At 69.8% G+C, this 18,983-nt stretch carries 22 protein-coding genes and 4 tRNA genes; 9 read left to right on the top strand and 17 right to left on the bottom strand.

Features of this window, described 5'->3' with window-relative positions:
- Positions 1-25: 25 nt before the first annotated feature.
- The 4 genes from rplK to OG408_RS23625 all read right to left on the bottom strand — a co-directional run bounded on the left by rplK (position 26) and on the right by OG408_RS23625 (position 2,093).
- Positions 26-460 carry a 50S ribosomal protein L11 gene (rplK, locus tag OG408_RS23640; protein ID WP_024494105.1) on the bottom strand — a complete coding sequence of 145 codons (435 nt, stop codon included), beginning with the start codon at positions 458-460 and terminating at the stop codon, positions 26-28.
- Between the two features lie 190 nt (positions 461-650).
- Positions 651-1,553 carry a transcription termination/antitermination protein NusG gene (gene nusG, locus OG408_RS23635; RefSeq protein ID WP_266781636.1) on the bottom strand — a complete coding sequence of 301 codons (903 nt, stop codon included), beginning with the start codon at positions 1,551-1,553 and terminating at the stop codon, positions 651-653.
- A 73-nt stretch (positions 1,554-1,626) separates the two neighbouring features.
- A complete protein-coding gene (gene secE, locus OG408_RS23630; RefSeq protein WP_073732696.1) occupies positions 1,627-1,914 on the bottom strand; it encodes a preprotein translocase subunit SecE in 288 nt (95 codons plus the stop codon).
- Positions 1,915-2,020: 106 nt separating this feature from the next.
- Positions 2,021-2,093 (bottom strand) — tRNA-Trp (locus OG408_RS23625).
- Between the two features lie 246 nt (positions 2,094-2,339).
- On the opposite strand from OG408_RS23625, the gene OG408_RS23620 reads away from it, so the two are divergent.
- Together OG408_RS23620 and OG408_RS23615 are read left to right on the top strand one after the other, a co-directional pair.
- A complete protein-coding gene (locus OG408_RS23620; protein WP_266781633.1) occupies positions 2,340-3,566 on the top strand; it encodes a pyridoxal phosphate-dependent aminotransferase in 1,227 nt (408 codons plus the stop codon).
- A 132-nt stretch (positions 3,567-3,698) separates the two neighbouring features.
- Positions 3,699-4,721, top strand: a complete 1,023-nt coding sequence (locus OG408_RS23615) for an adenosine deaminase (RefSeq protein WP_266781631.1) — start codon at positions 3,699-3,701, stop codon at positions 4,719-4,721.
- A 15-nt stretch (positions 4,722-4,736) separates the two neighbouring features.
- Here OG408_RS23615 and OG408_RS23610 read toward each other — a convergent pair whose 3' ends face one another.
- Positions 4,737-5,342, bottom strand: a complete 606-nt coding sequence (locus OG408_RS23610; RefSeq protein WP_266781629.1) for a TetR/AcrR family transcriptional regulator — start codon at positions 5,340-5,342, stop codon at positions 4,737-4,739.
- A gap of 87 nt (positions 5,343-5,429) precedes the next feature.
- On the opposite strand from OG408_RS23610, the gene OG408_RS23605 reads away from it, so the two are divergent.
- Complete coding sequence (locus OG408_RS23605; protein ID WP_326671811.1) at positions 5,430-6,065, top strand: NAD(P)-dependent oxidoreductase; 636 nt, start codon at positions 5,430-5,432, stop codon at positions 6,063-6,065.
- Between the two features lie 13 nt (positions 6,066-6,078).
- On the opposite strand, the gene OG408_RS23600 is transcribed toward OG408_RS23605, so the two are convergent.
- The 8 genes from OG408_RS23600 to OG408_RS23565 form a co-directional block, all read right to left on the bottom strand.
- Positions 6,079-7,134: a UDP-N-acetylmuramate dehydrogenase gene (locus OG408_RS23600; protein WP_326671809.1), complete on the bottom strand. Its 1,056-nt coding sequence runs from the start codon at positions 7,132-7,134 to the stop codon at positions 6,079-6,081.
- A 70-nt stretch (positions 7,135-7,204) separates the two neighbouring features.
- On the bottom strand, positions 7,205-8,635 hold the full coding sequence (locus OG408_RS23595; protein ID WP_266781623.1) for an MFS transporter: 1,431 nt from the start codon (positions 8,633-8,635) through the stop codon (positions 7,205-7,207).
- 75 nt (positions 8,636-8,710) lie between these two features.
- Positions 8,711-9,259: a TetR/AcrR family transcriptional regulator gene (locus tag OG408_RS23590; protein WP_285573591.1), complete on the bottom strand. Its 549-nt coding sequence runs from the start codon at positions 9,257-9,259 to the stop codon at positions 8,711-8,713.
- Positions 9,260-9,397: 138 nt separating this feature from the next.
- On the bottom strand, positions 9,398-9,826 hold the full coding sequence (locus OG408_RS23585; protein ID WP_326671807.1) for a MaoC family dehydratase: 429 nt from the start codon (positions 9,824-9,826) through the stop codon (positions 9,398-9,400).
- The gene (locus OG408_RS23580) at positions 9,826-10,278 is read right to left on the bottom strand and encodes a MaoC family dehydratase N-terminal domain-containing protein (RefSeq protein WP_266781617.1); all 453 of its coding nucleotides are present in this window, start codon (positions 10,276-10,278) and stop codon (positions 9,826-9,828) included. The genes OG408_RS23585 and OG408_RS23580 overlap by 1 nt, the downstream gene beginning before the upstream one ends.
- Positions 10,279-10,388: 110 nt before the next feature.
- Positions 10,389-10,553, bottom strand: coding sequence for a 50S ribosomal protein L33 (gene rpmG, locus OG408_RS23575; RefSeq protein WP_003956487.1), 165 nt, complete (start codon positions 10,551-10,553; stop codon positions 10,389-10,391).
- 90 nt (positions 10,554-10,643) lie between these two features.
- Positions 10,644-10,716: transfer RNA gene (locus OG408_RS23570), tRNA-Met, on the bottom strand.
- A gap of 45 nt (positions 10,717-10,761) precedes the next feature.
- Positions 10,762-10,834: transfer RNA gene (locus tag OG408_RS23565), tRNA-Thr, on the bottom strand.
- Between the two features lie 332 nt (positions 10,835-11,166).
- Between OG408_RS23565 and OG408_RS23560 the strand changes: the two genes are divergently transcribed.
- Both OG408_RS23560 and OG408_RS23555 read left to right on the top strand, forming a co-directional pair.
- Positions 11,167-12,444 carry an amidohydrolase family protein gene (locus OG408_RS23560; RefSeq protein ID WP_326671806.1) on the top strand — a complete coding sequence of 426 codons (1,278 nt, stop codon included), beginning with the start codon at positions 11,167-11,169 and terminating at the stop codon, positions 12,442-12,444.
- A gap of 34 nt (positions 12,445-12,478) precedes the next feature.
- A complete protein-coding gene (locus tag OG408_RS23555) occupies positions 12,479-13,135 on the top strand; it encodes an SDR family oxidoreductase (RefSeq protein WP_326671804.1) in 657 nt (218 codons plus the stop codon).
- Between the two features lie 30 nt (positions 13,136-13,165).
- Here the strand turns inward: OG408_RS23555 and OG408_RS23550 are convergent, their stop codons facing one another.
- From OG408_RS23550 to OG408_RS23540, 3 genes are all read right to left on the bottom strand, one after another.
- The gene (locus OG408_RS23550) at positions 13,166-13,615 is read right to left on the bottom strand and encodes a DUF523 domain-containing protein (RefSeq protein ID WP_285573636.1); all 450 of its coding nucleotides are present in this window, start codon (positions 13,613-13,615) and stop codon (positions 13,166-13,168) included.
- A 146-nt stretch (positions 13,616-13,761) separates the two neighbouring features.
- Positions 13,762-14,154 (bottom strand): hypothetical protein, encoded by a 393-nt coding sequence (locus OG408_RS23545; RefSeq protein ID WP_326671801.1) that lies wholly within the window; start codon positions 14,152-14,154, stop codon positions 13,762-13,764.
- 736 nt (positions 14,155-14,890) lie between these two features.
- Positions 14,891-15,013, bottom strand: coding sequence for a hypothetical protein (locus OG408_RS23540; protein WP_326671800.1), 123 nt, complete (start codon positions 15,011-15,013; stop codon positions 14,891-14,893).
- 303 nt (positions 15,014-15,316) lie between these two features.
- On the opposite strand from OG408_RS23540, the gene OG408_RS23535 reads away from it, so the two are divergent.
- Positions 15,317-16,729, top strand: a complete 1,413-nt coding sequence (locus OG408_RS23535; RefSeq protein WP_326671799.1) for a tyrosine-type recombinase/integrase — start codon at positions 15,317-15,319, stop codon at positions 16,727-16,729.
- A 103-nt stretch (positions 16,730-16,832) separates the two neighbouring features.
- Here OG408_RS23535 and OG408_RS23530 read toward each other — a convergent pair.
- Positions 16,833-16,914, bottom strand: a tRNA-Tyr gene (locus OG408_RS23530).
- 216 nt (positions 16,915-17,130) lie between these two features.
- Here OG408_RS23530 and OG408_RS23525 point away from each other — a divergent pair.
- The 3 genes from OG408_RS23525 (at position 17,131) to OG408_RS23515 (ending at position 18,957) form a co-directional block, all read left to right on the top strand.
- On the top strand, positions 17,131-17,619 hold the full coding sequence (locus tag OG408_RS23525; protein ID WP_266781610.1) for a YajQ family cyclic di-GMP-binding protein: 489 nt from the start codon (positions 17,131-17,133) through the stop codon (positions 17,617-17,619).
- Positions 17,620-17,770: 151 nt separating this feature from the next.
- Entirely contained in the window at positions 17,771-18,289 is a 519-nt protein-coding gene (locus OG408_RS23520; protein WP_266781608.1) for a methylated-DNA--[protein]-cysteine S-methyltransferase, read from the top strand.
- Complete coding sequence (locus tag OG408_RS23515) at positions 18,289-18,957, top strand: alpha-ketoglutarate-dependent dioxygenase AlkB family protein (protein WP_326671797.1); 669 nt, start codon at positions 18,289-18,291, stop codon at positions 18,955-18,957. The genes OG408_RS23520 and OG408_RS23515 overlap by 1 nt, the downstream gene beginning before the upstream one ends.
- Positions 18,958-18,983: the final 26 nt, after the last annotated feature.

The following is an 18,983-nucleotide window of genomic DNA, read 5'->3' as shown; positions in this document are numbered from 1 at the left end:
CTACCACTGAGGGGGTGGGGCTGAATCAGCCTTCGACCGTGATGCCCATGGAACGGGCGGTGCCGGCGATGATCTTCGACGCGGCGTCGAGGTCATTGGCGTTCAGGTCGGGGAGCTTCGTCGTGGCGATCTCGCGGACCTGGGCGGCCGTCAGCTTGGCAACCTTGGTCTTGTGCGGCTCGCCGGAGCCCTTGTCCACACCCGCGGCCTTGAGGATCAGCTTGGCGGCCGGCGGAGTCTTGGTGATGAAGGTGAAGGAACGGTCGTCGTAGACCGTGATCTCCACCGGCACGACCATGCCACGCTGCGACTCGGTCGCGGCGTTGTAGGCCTTGCAGAACTCCATGATGTTGACGCCGTGCTGGCCCAGTGCGGGGCCGACCGGCGGTGCCGGGTTGGCCGCACCGGCGTTGATCTGGAGCTTGATAAGCCCCGTGACCTTCTTCTTCTTGGGAGGCATGTGCTCTCTCCGGGTCCTAGTGAGAGTTTTCGCCGTCATCCGGTCATCCGGATGCAGGCATACCGCACAACGATAACGGGTATAGCTGCGCGACCAAAAACCGAGCAGGTCAGACCGGCTTTGACAGCCGTTCTGACCTGCTCGGTAGGCATGTGTCCAGAAGCTGGTGGGCGCCCGCTCGGGGCAGCCGCTAGTTCTTCTGGATCTGGTCGAAGCTGAGCTCGACCGGCGTCTCGCGGCCGAAGATCTCGACGAGGCCCTTGACCTTCTTCGAGTCGGCGTTGATCTCGTTGATCGTCGCCTGCAGCGTCGCGAACGGGCCGTCGGTGACGGTGACGGAGTCGCCGACCTCGAAGTCCAGCACCTGGACCTCGACCTTGCGGGACGGAGCCGGCTTGCCCTCGGCCTCTGCGGCCTCGCGGGCGGCCTTCTCCTCGGCCTCCGGCGCGAGCATCTTGACGATCTCGTCCAGCGTCAGCGGGTACGGGTCGTAGGCGTTGCCCACGAAGCCGGTGACACCGGGAGTGTTGCGGACGACGCCCCAGGACTCGTTCGTCAGGTCCATGCGCACCAGGACGTAACCCGGGAGCTTGTTCTGCCGGACGTTCTTGCGCTCGCCGTTCTTGATCTGGACGATTTCCTCCTCAGGCACCTCGGCCTGATAGATGAACTCCTCCACGTTCAGCGAGACGGCGCGCTGCTCCAGGTTGGCCTTCACACGCTTCTCGTAACCGGCGTACGTGTGAATGACGTACCACTCGCCCGGGAGGCCGCGGAGCTCCTCGCGCAGGGCGGTGACGGCGTCGACGGGCTCGGCCGGCTCGGCCTCTTCCTCGTCGGTCTCGTCAGCGGCTTCGTCGGTCGCCTCGGCGTCCTCGTCGGAAGCCTCGTCCTCGGCGTCAGCGGCCTCGTCGGCGGCTTCCTCGGTGTGCACGGCGGCCTGCTCGGCGGGCTCGCCCGCGGCGGCGTCGGCAGCTTCAGCCTGGTCCGGCTCCACAGCGTCCGCCGCCTCGACGATGTCGAGCTCGTCCTCGGCGGACTCGAAGGCGCCCGCCGTCGGCTCGACGGCGTCGTTCAGGTTCGGGTCAGACACGGTGGCTGCTTCTTCCTGGATACAAATGGGTGGAACATGCGAAAGGGGCGCCCATGAGGCGCCCTCCGCGGGATCAGCCGAAGACGTACTTGATGACCCGCTGGAAACCGAAGTCAATCACGGTAACAAGACCAATCATGACGACCACGAACACGATCACCACGGAGGTGTATGTCGTCAGCTGGTTGCGAGTCGGCCAGACAACCTTGCGGAGCTCGGCGACGATCTGGCGGTAGAAGAGCGCGAGACGGCCCAGAGGGCCCTTCTTGCCGCGCTTGCCGCCCTTCCGGGTCTTCTTCTTCGACTCGGGGACTTCATCCTCGGCATCAGGCATGTCGATGGAGCCCACGGCGTCCGTCACGCTTCTCACCTGATTCCGGGTCATGGCCGTGCCGCGCCCGGTGGAGCCGCACGGCGGTGCATTGAAGTACGTACATGCGCACACATCCTGGCGAAGGAGTGTGTAGCAGGGCCGGAGGGACTTGAACCCCCAACCGCTGGTTTTGGAGACCAGTGCTCTACCAATTGAGCTACGACCCTTTGTGGTTTCCACCAACCTACCGCATGTTCCCGGATGCTCCGGGTGCAGGAACGGTGCGGCTGGTGAAGGCCAACGACAGGTGAGTGTACGTGCTCAGAGGCCCGGCGTCGAACAGATAGCTCCCGACCGTTCCTGCCCGATGCTGTCCGGTGGCGTTCCGATTGGCTGTCCGCATGCTGTCCGAGTGCTGTCCGGTCCATGAAACCCCTGTGCCGACGGGGAATACGGTCTGGGAGCATGGGGGCATGAGCGCTGCTACTTCTCCCTCCGAGCGCCGGGTCTCCGCCCGCATCGGTGCCATCTCCGAGTCCGCCACCCTCGCCGTCGACGCCAAGGCCAAGGCCCTCAAGGCCGCCGGCCGTCCGGTGATCGGCTTCGGTGCCGGCGAGCCCGACTTCCCGACGCCCGGCTACATCGTCGACGCCGCGGTCGAGGCCTGCCGCAACCCGAAGTACCACCGCTACACCCCCGCGGGCGGGCTCCCCGAGCTCAAGGCCGCCATCGCAGAGAAGACGCTGCGCGACTCCGGCTACCAGGTCGACGCCTCCCAGATCCTGGTGACCAACGGCGGCAAGCAGGCCATCTACGAGGCCTTCGCCGCGATCCTCGACCCGGGCGACGAGGTCATCGTCCCGGCGCCGTACTGGACCACCTACCCCGAGTCGATCCGCCTGGCCGGCGGTGTCCCGGTGGAGGTCGTCGCCGACGAGACCACCGGGTACCGGGTCTCCGTGGAGCAGCTGGAGGCGGCCCGTACCGAGCGTACGAAGGTCGTCCTGTTCGTCTCCCCGTCGAACCCGACCGGTGCGGTCTACAGCGAGGCGGACGCCGAGGCGATCGGCAAGTGGGCCGTCGAGCACGGCCTGTGGGTGCTGACCGACGAGATCTACGAGCACCTGGTCTACGGCGACGCGAAGTTCACCTCGCTGCCGGCGATCGTGCCCGAGCTGCGCGACAAGTGCATCGTGGTCAACGGGGTCGCCAAGACGTACGCGATGACCGGCTGGCGCGTGGGGTGGATCGTCGGCCCCAAGGACGTCGTGAAGGCCGCGACCAACCTGCAGTCGCACGCGACGTCCAACGTCTCCAACGTGGCGCAGATCGCCGCGCTGGCCGCCGTCTCCGGGAACCTGGACGCGGTCGCCGAAATGCGCACCGCCTTCGACCGGCGCCGGCAGACCATCGTGCGGATGCTCAACGAGATCGACGGCGTGCTCTGCCCCGAGCCCGAGGGCGCGTTCTACGCGTACCCCTCGGTGAAGGAGCTGCTCGGCAAGGAGATCCGCGGCAAGCGTCCGGCCACCTCGGTCGAGCTGGCGGCGCTGATCCTGGACGAGGCCGAGGTCGCGGTCGTACCGGGCGAGGCCTTCGGTACGCCGGGCTACCTGCGCCTTTCCTACGCGCTGGGTGACGAGGACCTCGTCGAGGGCGTTTCGCGGCTCCAGAAGCTGCTGGGCGAGGCCAAGGCCTGACGCCTCCCGCATGCGGTCAGCGACCCCCGGCTCCGGCCGGGGGTCGCTTTCTTGTTCGCTCCTTCGTTCGATGGGCAACTCGATGGGGAATCCGGCTACCGCGACACCCCGTCCGTGCGGCAAGATCTTTGAATGGAGCGTGATGTACGGCTGTTGCCCAAGGCCCACCTGCACCTGCATTTCACCGGGTCGATGCGGCCCACGACGCTGCTCGAACTCGCCGACAAGTACGGCGTGCGGCTGCCGGAGGCGCTGACCGGCGGCGAGCCTCCCCAACTGCGCGCGACGGACGAGCGCGGCTGGTTCCGCTTCCAGCGGCTCTACGACATCGCCCGGTCCTGTCTGCGGTCGCCCGAGGACATCCAGCGGCTGGTGCGCGAGGCCGCCCAGGAGGACGTGGCGGACGGCTCGGGCTGGCTGGAGATCCAGGTCGACCCCACCTCGTACGCCCCCCTGCTCGGCGGACTGATCCCGGCGATCGAGATCATCCTGGACGCGGTGGACAGCGCCTCGCGCGGGACCGGGCTGCCGATCCGGGTGGTGATCGCGGCCAACCGGATGAAGCATCCGCTGGACGCCCGGACCCTGGCGCGGCTCGCCGTGCGGTACGCGGACCGGGGCGTCGTCGGGTTCGGACTCTCCAACGACGAGCGGCGCGGCATGGCCCGCGACTTCGACCGGGCCTTCGCCATCGCCCGTGAGGGCGGCCTGCTGGCGGCTCCGCACGGCGGCGAGCTGTCGGGGCCCTCCAGCGTCCGCGACTGCCTGGACGACCTCGAGGCCTCGCGGGTCGGGCACGGCGTGCGGGCCGCCGAGGACCCGCGGCTGCTGCGCAGGCTGGCGGAGCGCGGGGTGACCTGCGAGGTGTGCCCGGCGTCGAACGTGGCGCTCGGCGTCTACGAGAAGCCGTCCGACGTACCCCTGCGCACTCTGTTCGATGCCGGGGTTCCGATGGCGCTCGGCGCGGACGACCCGCTGCTCTTCGGCTCCCGGCTGGCCGCGCAGTACGACCTGGTGCGCCGCCATCACGCCTTCACCGACGAGGAGCTGGCGGAGCTGGCGCGCCAGTCGGTACGGGGTTCGGCGGCGCCGGACGCCGTGCGGGCGGAGCTCCTGGCAGGTGTGGACGACTGGCTGGCCAAGCCGGCGAGCTGACGTTCCCGGTGCGGCCTACCCCGTGAGGCCGCCCAGCAGCATCCGGGCGATCGAGGCGGCGAAGGCGTCGAGCGGCTGCGGCGGTCCGCCGGTCTCCGTGGCGTCGTAGGCGAAGGCCCGCTGGGCGCAGGCCCCCATCAGCAGGGAGGCGGCCGCGTAGGTGTCCGCGTCGGCCCGTACCCGGCCCGCCGACTGCTCGGCGCGCAGATACGCGTCGACGCCGCGGATGGGGATGTGGGGGCCGGTTCCCAGCTCGCGCATGGCCTCGTTGTGGCGCTCCTTGAGCCTCGGCTCGGCGTACAGGGACGCGGCGATCGGGAAGCTCTGCTCGTAGAAGAGGGCGGCCTCGCGGGCGATCTCGGTGAGATTGCGCTCCAGCGACCGCTCCCCCTCCCCCGGGTCGGCGATCAGCCGCTTCAGGACGCCGTCGACCTTGGGCAGGCGTTCCTTCAGCACCACCACGAACAGCTCCTCCTTGCTCGGGAAGTGCTTGTAGAGCGCCGCCTCCGAGCAGCCGGCGGCCCGGGCGATCTCCTTGGTGGTGGCCCGGGCCAGGCCGATGGTGAGCATCAGCTGGTGGGCGGCGTCGATGATGCGGGCGCGGGCCGGCCTCTGCTCCATGTGCACTCCAACGAAGCTTGACGAGTGGGTGAGTACACGCTCACTCTAGAGGTGAGTGAATACTTACCCACCCTAGGAGGGTGTGCCATGAAGCTCACAGTGTTCGGCGCGACAGGCGGCATCGGGCAGGAGATCGTCCGCCAGGCGGTGGCGGCGGGGCACGAGGTGACGGCGGTGGTCCGCGATCCCGCGCGGCTGCCGGTGCCGCTCTCCGGCCTCACCGTCCACACGGCGGCCCGCATCGACGATCCGGAGGCGCTGCGCGAGGCGGTCGCGGGCCGCGACGCGGTGCTGTCAGGACTGGGTGCCAAGGGCCGTAAGGCGGACGGGATCGCCGAGCGGCTGACCCGCAGCGTGCTGACGGCCATGGAGGCGGAGGGGACCCGGCGGCTGCTCGTGGTGAGCGCGGCGCCGGTCGCCCCGAAGCCCGCGGACGATCCCCTGATCGACCGGATGATGCTCTCGGCGATCGGCGCGATCCTGAAGGAGGTCTACGCGGACCTCACCGCCATGGAGGCCGCGCTGGCCGCCTCCGCGACCGACTGGACGTCCGTACGGCCGCCGAAGCTCACCAACGGACCGCTGACCGGCACCTACCGCACGGTCATCGGCAGCAATCCGCGCAGCGGCCGGTCCATTTCGCGCGCCGACGTGGCGCACGCGATGCTGGCGCTGACCGACGACCCGGGGGCGGTGAAGCAGGGCGTGGGCGTGGCCTACTGAGGACGGGACGGGACTACAGGCTCACGCCGACGGTCACCGGTTCGTTGACGAGCGTGACGCCGAAGACCTCGTGGACGCCGGCGACGACCTCGCGCGCCAGGGCCAGCAGGTCCTCGGTGCTCGCGGCGCCGCGGTTGGTGAGGGCGAGCGTGTGCTTGGTGGAGATGCGGGCCGGGCCGGTGCCGTACCCCTTGGTGAAGCCGGCCCGGTCGATGAGCCAGGCCGCGGAGGTCTTGGTGCGTCCCTCGCCCGCGGGGAAGGCGGGGGGCGTCACCTCCGGTCCGAGCCGGTCCGCCACCCGGGCGAGGAACGCGTCGAACTCTTCCCGGTCCAGGATCGGGTTGGTGAAGAACGAGCCGGCCGACCAGGTGTCGTGGTCCTCGGGGTCGAGCACCATGCCCTTGCCTGCCCGGAGCCGGAGCACGGTTTCACGCGCCGCAGCGGCGGGAACGCGTTCACCTTCCGCGACACCCATGGCGCGGGCCGTCTCGGGGTACTTGAGGGGCGCGGACAGACCGCCCGCCTCTTCCAGCCCGAAGCGGACACGCAGCACCACGAAACGGTCGGGTTCGGCCTTGAAGCGGCTGTGCCGGTAAGCGAAGGCGCACTCGGAGTTCGGGATCGTGACCGTCTCCCGGGAGTGCCGGTCGTAGGCGACGACCTCCGTGATGGTGGACGACACCTCCTGCCCGTACGCCCCGACGTTCTGGATCGGTGTCGCACCGGCGGAGCCGGGGATGCCTGCCAGGCATTCGAGGCCGGCGAGACCGGCCTCCACGCTGCGGGTGACGGCGTCCGTCCAGATCTCTCCGGCGGCCAGCTCCAGCATCCCGCCGTCGAGCACGAAGCCCTTGGTCGCGATGCGCAGGGCGGTGCCGTCGAAGCCCTTGTCACCGATGACCAGGTTGCTGCCGCCGCCGATGACCAGGAGCGGGGTGCCGCTGTCGTCGGCCTCGCTCACGGCCTCGACCACTTCGGCGTCGGTCGTCGCGGTGATCAGGCGGGTGGCGGGTCCGCCGAGCCGGAAGGTGGTCAGGGGGGCGAGGGGCGCGTCGTGGAGTTCCTGCACAGGGTCAAGAGTACGGTCCGCGGCCCCGCCTCCAGGGCGGGGCCGCGGACCGTGGCGGCGTGACACGTCCTCAGACGGCCACCGGCACCCGCGCCTCGGTCGGGTCCGGCTCCTGCGCCGGGGTGGTGCGGCGGCGCGGGATCAGCAGGGCGACCAGCGCGGCGAGCGCCACCGCTCCGGCCCCGATCCAGACCGCGGGGACGGTCCCGTCCGTGAAGGACTGCGGCGATCCGTAACCACCCTGGGCGGAGAAGACCGTGGCGAGGACGGCGACCCCGAGGGCGCCGCCGACCTCGCGCAGCGCGTTGTTGGCACCGGAGGCGATGCCCTGTTCCGAGGGGCGGACGCTGGACATCACCAGGCTGGCGGCGGGTGCGAAGTACAGGGCCATGCCGACGCCGCCCACCATCAGTCCGGGCAGCTGCGAGGCGTAGGAGGCGTCGGGGGCGAGGACCATGGCGAACAGGGCGAGTCCGACGGCCTGGAGGGCGAGCCCGGTCACGACCACCGGCCGGCCGCCGAACCGGTCGGCGAGTATCCCGGCGATCGGCGCCACCAGCATCGGCATTCCGGTCCAGGGCAGCATCCGCAGCCCGGCCTCGGTGGGCGAGTAGCCCAGGACGCCCTGGAGGTACTGGCTGAGCAGGAAGATCGAACCGAACATGCCGAGGAACATCAGCAGGCTGGCCATGTTGATCCCGAAGAACGCCCGGTCCTTGAACAGGCGCATGGGCAGCATCGGGTTCTTCGCGCGGAAGCCGTGGCGGACGAATCCGGCCAGGAGCGCGGCACCGGCGATCAGGGCGGTCAGCACGGTGGGGCTGGTCCAGCCGTCGGCGTTGGCGTTCACCAGGCCGTAGACGATGCCGAAGAGTCCGCCGCTGACCAGGAGGGTGCCGGGGATGTCGAGCCGGGACTCGGGGGCGTAGGACTCGGCCAGCCGCAGCCGGGCGAGCGGCAGCAGGGCCAGGCCGATCGGGACGTTCAGCCAGAAGATCCACTGCCAGGAGATGTGTTCGGTGAGGCTCCCGCCGACCAGCGGCCCGCTGGCCACGGCGAGGCCGGTGACGGCTCCGTAGATGCCCAGCGCGGCGCCGCGGCGGGCGGGCGGCACGGCGGCCGTGAGGAGGGTCAGGGTCAGCGGCATCATGATCGCCGCGCCCACGCCCTGGACGGCGCGGAAGGCGATGAGTTCGTTGATCCCCGGCGAGAGCGCGGCCGCGGCCGATGCCCCGGTGAAGACGGCGAGTCCGGCGATGAAGAGGCGGCGCCGGCCGAACCGGTCACCCAGGGCGGCGCCGAACATCAGCAGGACGGCGAAGGTGAGCGTGTACGCGTTCACCGTCCATTCGAGCTCCTCCAGCTCGCCGCCGAGGCTCTCCCGGATGGACGGCAGCGCGGTGGTGACGACGAGGTTGTCGAGGGCGGCCATGAAGCTGGCCACGCTGGTGATGACAAGGGCCCAGACCGCTCCCGAGCGGCCTTTCGTGTGCTGGTCCACTGCTCCCCCTGAGGGTTAGTTATTGATTACTAACTTTTCTGGGCAGAAAACCGGGCCGAACCCGGGTGGCACTGTTCAGCCGGCCGGCTTGGCCGAGTCGTAGAACCTCGACCAGATCCGGTGATCCGCCGGATAGCCGAGCGAGGTCAGGGTGTTGACGAGCATTCCGTACGCGAGAAACGTGGTCGCCTCGTTGGGATCGCCGCCGAGCGTGAGGGCGAGGTCGTCGAACATCTGCAGCCAGCCGGCCCGCAGCGACTCACCGAACTCGTGGTCCCCGGCGGCCTCCGCCGCCGCGACGGCGGCGTACATCTGCATCTGCATCAGCAGCCGGTCCGGGTCGTGGATGATCAGGCGCTGGTAGGCCCTCGCCATCGCGTGCAGCGCCTCCTCGCCCTCCAGCCCCTCGGAGGCGTCCGAGAAGACCTTGCGGGTATCCAGCAGGCACCGCTCGGCGGCGGCCAGGAACATGGCCTGCTTGTTGGCGAAGAGCCGGAAGAGATACGGCTGCGAGACGCCCACCCGCCGGGCGATCGCCTCGGTGGACGTCGCGTTGTACCCGCCCCGGGCGAACTCGGTGATCGCTGCACGGATGACGCTCTCGCGTCGCTCGTCTGCACTCATCCTTGCCATGGGAGCTAAGTTATTGCTCAATCACTAACTTAGTCAAGCGGGATGCCGGCATTGCTCATGAGTAAGGGGCACGGCCCATGGACCGTGCCCCCTACCTCCACCGTTCAGCGCCTCTCGGCGCTCGACGGTTCAGCCGAGCTGTACGACGGCGCGGGACATGCCCAGCACCTTCCTGCCCTCGCTCATCGCCGTCAGGTCGACCCGCACCCGCCGGTCGTCGAGCAGGGCACCCACCTTGCCGCTGACCTCGATCAGCGCGCCCTTGTCGTCGTTGGGGACGACGACCGGCTTGGTGAACCGCACGCCGTACTCGATGACCGAACCCGGATCGCCGGCCCAGTCCGTGACCACCCGGATCGCCTCGGCCATGGTGAACATGCCGTGGGCGATCACGTCGTCCAGTCCGACCTCGCGGGCGAACTTCTCGTTCCAGTGGATCGGGTTGAAGTCGCCCGAGGCGCCCGCGTACCGCACCAGCGTCGCGCGGGTGACCGGGAAGGACTGCGCCGGCAGCTCCGTACCGACCTCGACCGAGTCGTAACTCACCTTCGCCGTCATCACGCCTCCTCGGCGGCGCGCGCCACCAGCTTCGTCCACGCCGTCACGACGAGGTCACCGGACTCGTCGTGGACCTCGCCACGCACGTCCAGGATGTCGTTGCCCGCCATGGACTTGACGGCCTCGATCGTCGAGACGACCGTCAGCCGGTCCCCCGCCCGCACCGGACGCACGTAGACGAACTTCTGGTCACCGTGCACCACCCGGCTGTAGTCCAGGCCCAGCTGAGGGTCCTCGACGACCTGCGCGGCGGCCTTGAAGGTGATCGAGAACACGAACGTCGGCGGTGCGATCACATCGCTGTGACCGAGCGCCACGGCCGCCCCGGGGTCGACGTAGGCGGGGTTGGTGTCGCCCACCGCCTCGGCGAACTCTCGGATCTTCTCCCGGCCGACCTCGTACGGCGCGGTGGGCGGATAGGTCCGCCCCACGAAGGACTGGTCGAGCGCCATGAGCTCGCAACCTCCTGATGGAAAGACGAAGGGGCCACAGTACGACTACGGCCCCGTACAAACGACACGAGGCCGCCCCCAATGGGGACGGCCTCGTGTACGAGCCTGATTCAGCGCGTTTCGCGGTGCGCAGTGTGCGAGTTGCAGCGCGGGCAATGCTTCTTCATCTCAAGACGGTCCGGGTTGTTACGCCGGTTCTTCTTGGTGATGTAGTTCCGCTCCTTGCACTCCACGCAGGCCAGCGTGATCTTCGGGCGGACGTCGGTGGCAGCCACGTGAGTGCTCCTTGGACGGACGGTGGACGGATGAACGCAAAAAAAAGAGTAGCCGATCGGAGGACCGACCCCACAATCGGCTACTGTTAGTAGCGGTGACCGGACTTGAACCGGTGACACAGCGATTATGAGCCGCTTGCTCTACCGACTGAGCTACACCGCTTTGATGACGAGGCCCCCCGCCGAAGCGGGGTTTCCCGATCACCAGAGCCCCAATGCGGAATCGAACCGCAGACCTTCTCCTTACCATGGAGACGCTCTACCGACTGAGCTATTGGGGCGAGCGATGAAGACATTACACGGTTGGTCGCCGATCGCCCAAATCCGTTTCGAAGCCCCATCCCGAGCCCTTGATCGGGACCGCTCCACACCGCTGGCCGACGCCGTTCCGAGCCCTTGATCAGCAGGGTTTCCGGCCCGTGATCAGCACGGCTCACGCCTCCTGATCAGCCACTCCCGCACCGCCGGCCCCGCACGTACGGCGGAGCCCCACGCGCACCACGGAACCGCGCCGGTACGACTATTCCGCTCCTCCTCGAACCGGACAGGGCTCCCGCCTAGGCTCGACTCACTCTGCGTGATCTTGCCCCCCTTTCCCTTCCCAGGAGCCGCGATGCCCGACAGTCAGCCGCGGCCCCCGGACGACCACGCGCCGGACGCCACCGTCAGCCCGGACAGCACCGCGCTGACGCTCTGCGGCGCCCGTCTCACCGACGGCCGCATCGTGGACGTACGGCTCGGCGGCAGCCGGATCGAGGCCGTCGGCACCGCGGGCAGCCTCCTCGCGCCCGGCGCCCGGGTGGACCTGCGGGGCCATCTGCTGCTCCCCGCCCCCGCCGAACCGCACGCCCACAGCGACACCGCCCTCACCGCCGAGGGCACCGGACCCGACGCTCCCGGACCGGCCTCGCAGCGCCCCGAGGACATCCAGCGACGCGCCACCGAGGCCGCGTTGCTGCAACTCGGCCACGGCGCGACCGCACTGCGCTCGCACGTGCGGATCGGCGACATACAGGGCCTCACCGCACTCGAAGCCGTCCTCCAGGCCCGCCGCTCACTGCGCGGGCTCGCCGATCTGACCGCGGTCGCCGTCCCCCGGCTGCTCACCGGCGTCGCGGGGGCCGGCAATCTGGCGATGCTCCGCGACGCGCTCAAGATGGGGGCCGGAGCGGTCGGCGGCTCCCCCGACCTGGACCCGGACCCGACGGGGTACACGGAGGCCGTCCTGGAGGTCGCCGCCGAGCACGGCTGCCCCGTCGACCTGCACACGGACAGTGACGATCCGGCCCGGCTGGCCCGGTTCGCCGCGATGGCGGGCGGGATGCGCCAGGGGGTCTCCATCGGCCCCTGCGCCGGCCTCTCCCGGCTCCCCCGGGAGGCCGCCTCCCGCGCGGCCGACCAGCTCGCCGCGGCCGGCGTGAGCGTGATCTGCCTGCCGCAGGGCAGCTGCTGCGGGACCGAGCGCCGGGGCACCGCCCCCGTGCGGCTGCTGCGCGCCGCCGGTGTGCGGGTCGCGGCGGGCAGCGGGGCGCTGCGCGACCTCGCCAACCCGGTGGGACGCGGCGATCCGCTGGAGGCCGCCTTCCTGCTGGCCTCGCAGAGCGGGCTGCGGGCCGAGCACGCGTACGAGGCCGTCTCCACGGAGGCCAGGCGTGCGATGGGGCTGCCCGAGGTGCGGGTCGAGGCGGGCTTCCCCGCCGAGCTGATCGCCGTACGCGGCGAGCAGCTGGCCGGGGTGCTGTCGCTGTCCTACAGCCGCATCGTGGTGCACCGCGGCCGGGTGGTCGCCCGGACCAGCGCGGTACGCGAGTACTGCGACTCGGAGACGGACGGCTCGTTCGGGCTGCCGCGCCAGGGGCGGCCGGATTCCGCGGCCGGCGGCGGGCCTTGAGCGCCGCGGCGCCGCGCGGCGTACCGTCGACAGCATGCGCATTGTCATCGCAGGTGGACATGGTCAGATCGCGCTGCGGCTCGAGCGGCTGCTCGCTGCGCGCGGGGATGAGGCGGCGGGCGTCATCCGTAATCCGCAACAGAGCGAGGACCTCCGGGCGGTAGGTGCCGAACCCGTGGTCCTGGACCTCGAGTCGGCCACCGTGGAGGAGGCCGCCGAGGTGCTGCGCGGCGCCGACGCGGCGGTCTTCGCGGCCGGCGCGGGTCCCGACAGCGGCACGGGCCGCAAGGACACCGTGGACCGCGGGGCCGCGGTGCTCTTCGCGGACGCGGCGGAGCGGGCGGGGGTGCGGCGTTATCTCGTGGTCTCGTCCATGGGCGCCGACCCGGACCACCCCGGCGACGAGGTGTTCGACGTCTATCTGCGGGCCAAGGGCGCGGCGGACGCGTACGTGCGCTCCCGTACGGCCCTGGACTGGACGATCCTGCGTCCCGGGATGCTGACGAACGACGCGGGCACCGGCGAGGTGCTGCTCGCCGCGTCGACCGGGCGCGGCCCGGTGCCGCGCGACGACGTCGCGGCGACGCTCCTGGAGCTCCTGGACACCCCGGCGACGGCGGGCCTGACGCTGGAACTGATCTCGGGCAATGTGCCGGTGTCGGTCGGCGTGAAGGACGTCGCGGGCAACTGACGCCCGCTGCCGCCGCACCGCCCGCCGCGGTCAGTCCCCCGTGGCGGGCCGGACGGTGATCCCGTGCCGCTCCAGCAGGGCGGCGGTGACGCCGTCGCCCACGCGCAGTTGGCCGGCGAACGTACCGTCATGGACGGCGCCGCGCCCGCAGGAAGGACTGCGGGCCATCAGCAACGCCTCGGTGCAGCCGGCCGCGCGCGCCGCCTCCAGCGCCCTGTGGGCGCCGTCCACGAACGCGTCGGTCACATCGCGTCCGGTGTCGTCGACGACCCGGGCCCTGCCGTCCAGGACGTCGTGCCCGTCGCCGCCGGTGATCTCGGCGGGCCGGCGGGGCGTGGGCAGCCCGGCGGCGACCTCGGGGCAGAAGGCGACGGCCCGCCGCCCGGAGAGGACCGCGGCCGTCTCCGCCGAGGCCCTGCCCCGCCCGTCGAAGCGGCAGGGCACACCCCGCAGACACGCGCTGACCAGTACGGATTCCATGGACGCCTCCCCTTCGGTCACGGCACTCGCATCTCGCCGGCCACTCCAGGCACAACAGAGAAGGCCCCCGTCCGAAGGACGGGGGCCTTGCTGTGTGGCGGCGCCAGGGTTCGAACCGGACGTTGCGCCGACCCACAGTTGGCCGCTCATGCACTCTGCCGTGGGATCGGCACGGCGACCTGCAGCTGCTGAAGGCCGCAGATAGCGGCGTGGAACGCTGCGGCAATCTCGCGGGCCTGTCCCTCGCTCCCGATCTTGCGCAACAAGATGTATTCGGTGCTGAAGTTGGCTCCGCCTGCTGCAGCGCCAGTGGCCACTAGCTCCTCAACGGCGGACCGCAGAACCTTGGCTGCCTCGTCAGTGACGAGTGGCCTGCTGATGACATCAAGCACCACGCTCCAATGCGCCCCCTGCCGGGTGATGCACACGAAGATGGAGCTGTCGGCCTTCGCCCTCTTGTAGGCCGCACGATGGGCCTCCTCTGAGGTGCAGTCGGGTATCAGCGCTGCGGGGAGCGGCATTCCAGGCGTCATCGGCATGCACCCATCGTGGCAGTCACTCGTCGAGTCGGAGGCTCGTCAGTGCATAGCCGGTCGTCGCCACGTCAGCCGCGCTGCGGCCTGTAGGTCGCGTGCCGCAACCTCGCTGAAGGTGACCGCTTTCCAACTGTGCGCATGGCTGTTCGTGGGAGTTCATGACAGTTCCTTGAGCTGCTCAGACTTGGTGCCTCACGACAGTAACCGCGGCGTCCGCCAGCTCACTGGAGCATGACCAGGACAATGAGCCGACGCGGAGATAGCTGCAACCCCGCGTATCAGAGGCGTGCTGACTCGCATGTGATGAGTGTCAGACACAGCTCTGGCGGCAAGGTCTGCACTCCGCCACCCTTCGCTACCTCCCGCCGCACTTTCGCGCCACCCCCAAAACGCTTTGATCAGCGGAAACGTTTATGATCTTGGAAAATTCGCTGGTCGTCGCCAAGCCTCGCAATACCCTCGCGCCACCCATTTGACCTGCGGAAACACTCCTCTCGAGGCTTTGGTGCACGATGGGCGGTTGTACCATCGGAGCGAGCCAACAGAGCAGGCGGATACCGCGCTACTCGGTAGCTGCGTTCTCTAAGTTGATTCGAGACTGCCCGCGTGAACCACGAAGGCCTGACTCCGGTGCGGTCCGGAGCCAGGCCTCGCGCGCGGGGCGGAGTGAGCCCGGCCGACTACGACACGGCCGGGCTCACGCATGCCCGTCCATACCAGCCGGGGCCACGTCACTGAATCAGTGCGTGAATCGCTCCATGAACCCCGCGATGGCGGTGACCGCACCGAGAGCCACGATCGCCAGCTCGACCCAGTCCTTGGGTCGACGTGGGCGCCGCTTCCTCTGCTTGGGTCGCACCATCGTGTCGGCTCCTGTCTGTTGTCACTCCCGACCAGGTCGAGGCGCTGACCAGGTCGAACCCCCGCCCAAGGCGAGCGAGGTGTCTGGATACGACAGAGCCGAACACCTGGCAACCTATCGTGCGCGCCCAAGCAGACGACGCGTGCACGGCCAATCGCTAGGCTTCGCCAGGGCTAGCCACATGAAGAACCACTGACGATGCAGGCGACGCTTTCGGCAAGGCCATGACAGCTTTCAAGCCGCCTCACCCACCGGCCTGGCAACGCCGTGACCTCAACTGACGCTCACTGCCCCTGCCCACTAGTGACTCGCGAACGCCCGAAGCCCTACCGGCCGCGCTGGCGGGTCGGACAGCGAGAGCACTCCAAGAGCTACCAACTCAAAGCGCAGGCCGATGGCCGCCGGTCCGAGCTGATGTCCGCCGTCCGGCGGGGTGAGCAGTTCGACGAAGAGGTGGGGCTCCCCGCATCCGAGATCCGCGCGATGCAGGGGGCAATCACCTGGTACGAGCACACCCTCAACTACATCGAACGCAAGTGGGCCGCAGCCCCGGCGAAGTCGCGGAAGAACTACGCAGATGCCCTCGCCACCATCACGCCGGCGCTCGCCAAGACGCGGGTCGGGCGCCCGGACGCCGCGACTCTCCGCAAGGCGCTCTACGGGTGGGCTTACAACCACAACCGGTGGGACGACGAGCCCCCTGCGGACGTGGCGCATGCGCTGCGCTGGCTGGCCAAGAACTCTCTTCCCGTCTCCATGCTCGAACAGCCCTCCATAGTGCGGCTTGCCCTAGACGCACTCGCCCTGAAGCTGGACGGCAAGTCGGCGGCCCCTCGCACCGCGCGGCGCAAGCGGGCCTGCCTGAGTGACGTGCTCGGCCTCGCTGTGGAGCAGGGCTACTTCTCCACGCCGGTCAATCCCCTCACGACCGTGAAGTGGGCGGCCCCCAAGACCGCCGAAGAAGTCGACCCGGACAGCGTGGCGAACCCTCGCCAAGTGCGGGCGCTACTCAAGGGCGTACGTGAGCAGGGCAAGCGCGGAGAGCACTTGGAAGCGTTCTTCGGCTGCCTGTACTACGCAGCCATGCGGCCGGCGGAAGTGACCGCGCTCCGACTGGCCCAGTGCCACCTCCCGGACAAGGGGTGGGGCACCTTGACCCTCCGGGGCGGCTTCGTGAGGGTTGGGAAGGGCTGGACCGACGACGGGCAGGCGCACGAAGCGCGGCACCTGAAGGCCCGAGCGGCGAAGGATTCGCGCCCCGTTCTGATCCCGCCGCACTTCGTACGCATGCTTCGGCAGCACGTCGCGGCGCACGGCACCGCCCCGGACGGGCGGCTGTTCCGGACCAACCGGGGCGGTCTGCTCCAAGAGACCGGGTACGGCGAGGTGTGGGCCCAGGCCCGCACGGACGTGCTCTCCGAGGAGGAAGCGGCGTCGCAACTCGCACGACGGCCGTATGACCTGCGTCACGCCGGGGTGTCCTTCTGGCTCAGTTCCGGGGTCGACCCGATGGAGTGCGCCCGGCGAGCAGGGCACACGATCGCGGTGCTGTTCCGCGTCTACGCCAAGGTGCTGGCCCGCACGCAGGACGCCGCGAACCGGCGGATCGACGCAGCGATGCGCGAGTGGAGCGAACCGGAGCAGCCCCGCCCTCCCCCGGGGGACGCCTGGGGAACACGCCCTGATCAGACCTGGGATCGGGGCGAGATCAGGTGAGACAAGGTGGGGTTTCGGGCTCTTCGGCATCGAGTTGCCGGGCATACGAGAAAACCCCTTCCGACCAGCTGAAACAGCAGGTCGGAAGGGGTTTCACTTCCAGTGGCGGCGCCAGGGTTCGAACCTGGGTAGGCTGAGCCGGCAGATTTACAGTCTGCTCCCTTTGGCCACTCGGGCACACCGCCAAGGGATGCTGCCGTGAGACCCCGCCTTGCGGCGGCGCTCTGTGGCAACGACGTAAACGATACCTGATGCCCGGGGGTGCTACGCCACTGGATTGACCAGCGGCCGGGGCGGGCGCGGGTGGCTAGGCTTTGGTGGGCGGCGTGGTGCCTGCGGGCTCTGCCGCCGCCCCTGTGAGCACTTCCATTCCAGCACCCCGATACAAGGAGCCACACGTCATGGCCGACTCCAGTTTCGACATCGTCTCGAAGGTCGAGCGGCAGGAGGTCGACAACGCCCTCAACCAGGCCGCGAAGGAGATCTCCCAGCGTTACGACTTCAAGGGCACCGGTGCCTCGATCTCCTGGTCCGGCGAGAAGATCCTGATGGAGGCGAACGGCGAGGAGAGGGTCAAGGCGATCCTCGACATCTTCCAGTCCAAGCTGATCAAGCGCGGCATCTCGCTGAAGTCGCTGGACGCGGGCGAGCCCCAGCTGTCCGGCAAGGAGTACAAGCTCTTCGCCACGATCGAGGAGGGCATCTCCCAGGAGAACGCCAAGAAGGTCGCGAAGATCATTCGCGACGAGGGCCCCAAGGGCGTCAAGGCCCAGGTCCAGGGTGACGAGCTGCGGGTCAGCTCGAAGAGCCGGGACGACCTGCAGGCCGTACAGGCGCTGGTGAAGGGGCAGGACTTCGACTTCGACGTCCAGTTCGCGAACTACCGGTAGGACGCGGCGGTCCGGGCGCGCGGGCGGAACGTGTCGCTCCGCGCCCGGACTGCATGTCCGAATACCGCCGGTCGCGGCGGTACGGGCGACGCAGACTGGTCCGTGACGGCCGGCGCTCCGGCCGGCTTCCGGACGAGGAGAGGGACGAGCCATGACCATGTACGCGACGGTCGACAGCCCACTGGGTGAGCTGCTGCTGGTCGGCGAGGAGGCCGCGGGACCTGCGGGTTCCGCCGCGGGGGTCGCGCTGGTCTCGCTCTCCCTGCCCGGCCAGAAGGGCGCCGCGGTCGTCGAGGGCGGGTGGGAGCACGCCCCCGCGGCCTTCGAGGGGGTCGCCACGCAGTTGCGGGAGTACTTCGGGGGGCGGCGGACCCGCTTCGACCTCGTGTACGCCGACGGCCGGGGCACGGACTTCCAGCGCCGCGTCTGGGCCGCGCTCGACGCCGTGCCGTACGGGGAGACGGTGTCGTACGGGCAGATCGCCGAGCGGGTCGGTTCGGCCGGCGCGGGCGTACGGGCCGTGGGCACCGCGATCGGGCGCAATCCGCTGCTCGTCGTGCGGCCGTGCCACCGGGTGATCGGCGCCGACGGGGCGCTGCGGGGTTACGCCGGCGGTCTGGAGCACAAGGAGCGGCTTCTCGGGCTCGAGGGCGCCCTGGCGGCGGGCTGATGAGCGGTCTCTTCCCGAGGCCGCGGGCCGTGGTCGCGCCGGGTGCCGTACACGTACCCGAGTGGCTGTCGGAGGGGCAGCAGCGGGAGTTGGTGGAGGCGTGCCGCGAATGGGCGCGCGGGCCCGTTCCGCTGCGGCGCACGGCGCTGCCGGGCGGCGGGGTGATGTCGGTGCGGACCGTGTGCCTGGGGTGGCACTGGCAGCCGTACCGCTACACGCGCACGGCGGACGACGTGAACGGTGCGCCGGTCGCGCCGTTCCCCCCGTGGCTCGCGGAACTGGGGCGGGCGGCGGTGGCCGAGGCCTACGGGCCGGGGCGTCCGGCGGAGACGTACGCCCCGGACGCGGCGCTGATCAACTTCTACGACGACGCCGCACGGATGGGCATGCACCAGGACAAGGAGGAACGGTCCGGTGCCCCGGTGGTTTCGCTCAGCATCGGCGACACCTGCGTCTTCCGCTTCGGCAACACGGAGAACCGGGGACAGCCCTACACGGACGTGGAGCTGGCCTCCGGGGATCTCTTCGTGTTCGGCGGGCCGTCGCGGTACGCGTTCCACGGAGTGCCGCGGATCCGTCCCGGAACGGCGGATCCCGGGACGGGGATGAGCGGCGGCCGGCTCAATATGACACTGCGTGAGACGGGACTGGGCGGCCTCGGGGGCTAGTGCCTGAACCGAACCAAGGCCCAGGG

The organism is Streptomyces sp. NBC_01257 (assembly GCF_035917255.1).
Taxonomy (GTDB): domain Bacteria; phylum Actinomycetota; class Actinomycetes; order Streptomycetales; family Streptomycetaceae; genus Streptomyces.
The sequence above is the reverse complement of the archived record's forward strand: the minus strand, read 5'-3'. Positions and strand labels throughout refer to the sequence as shown.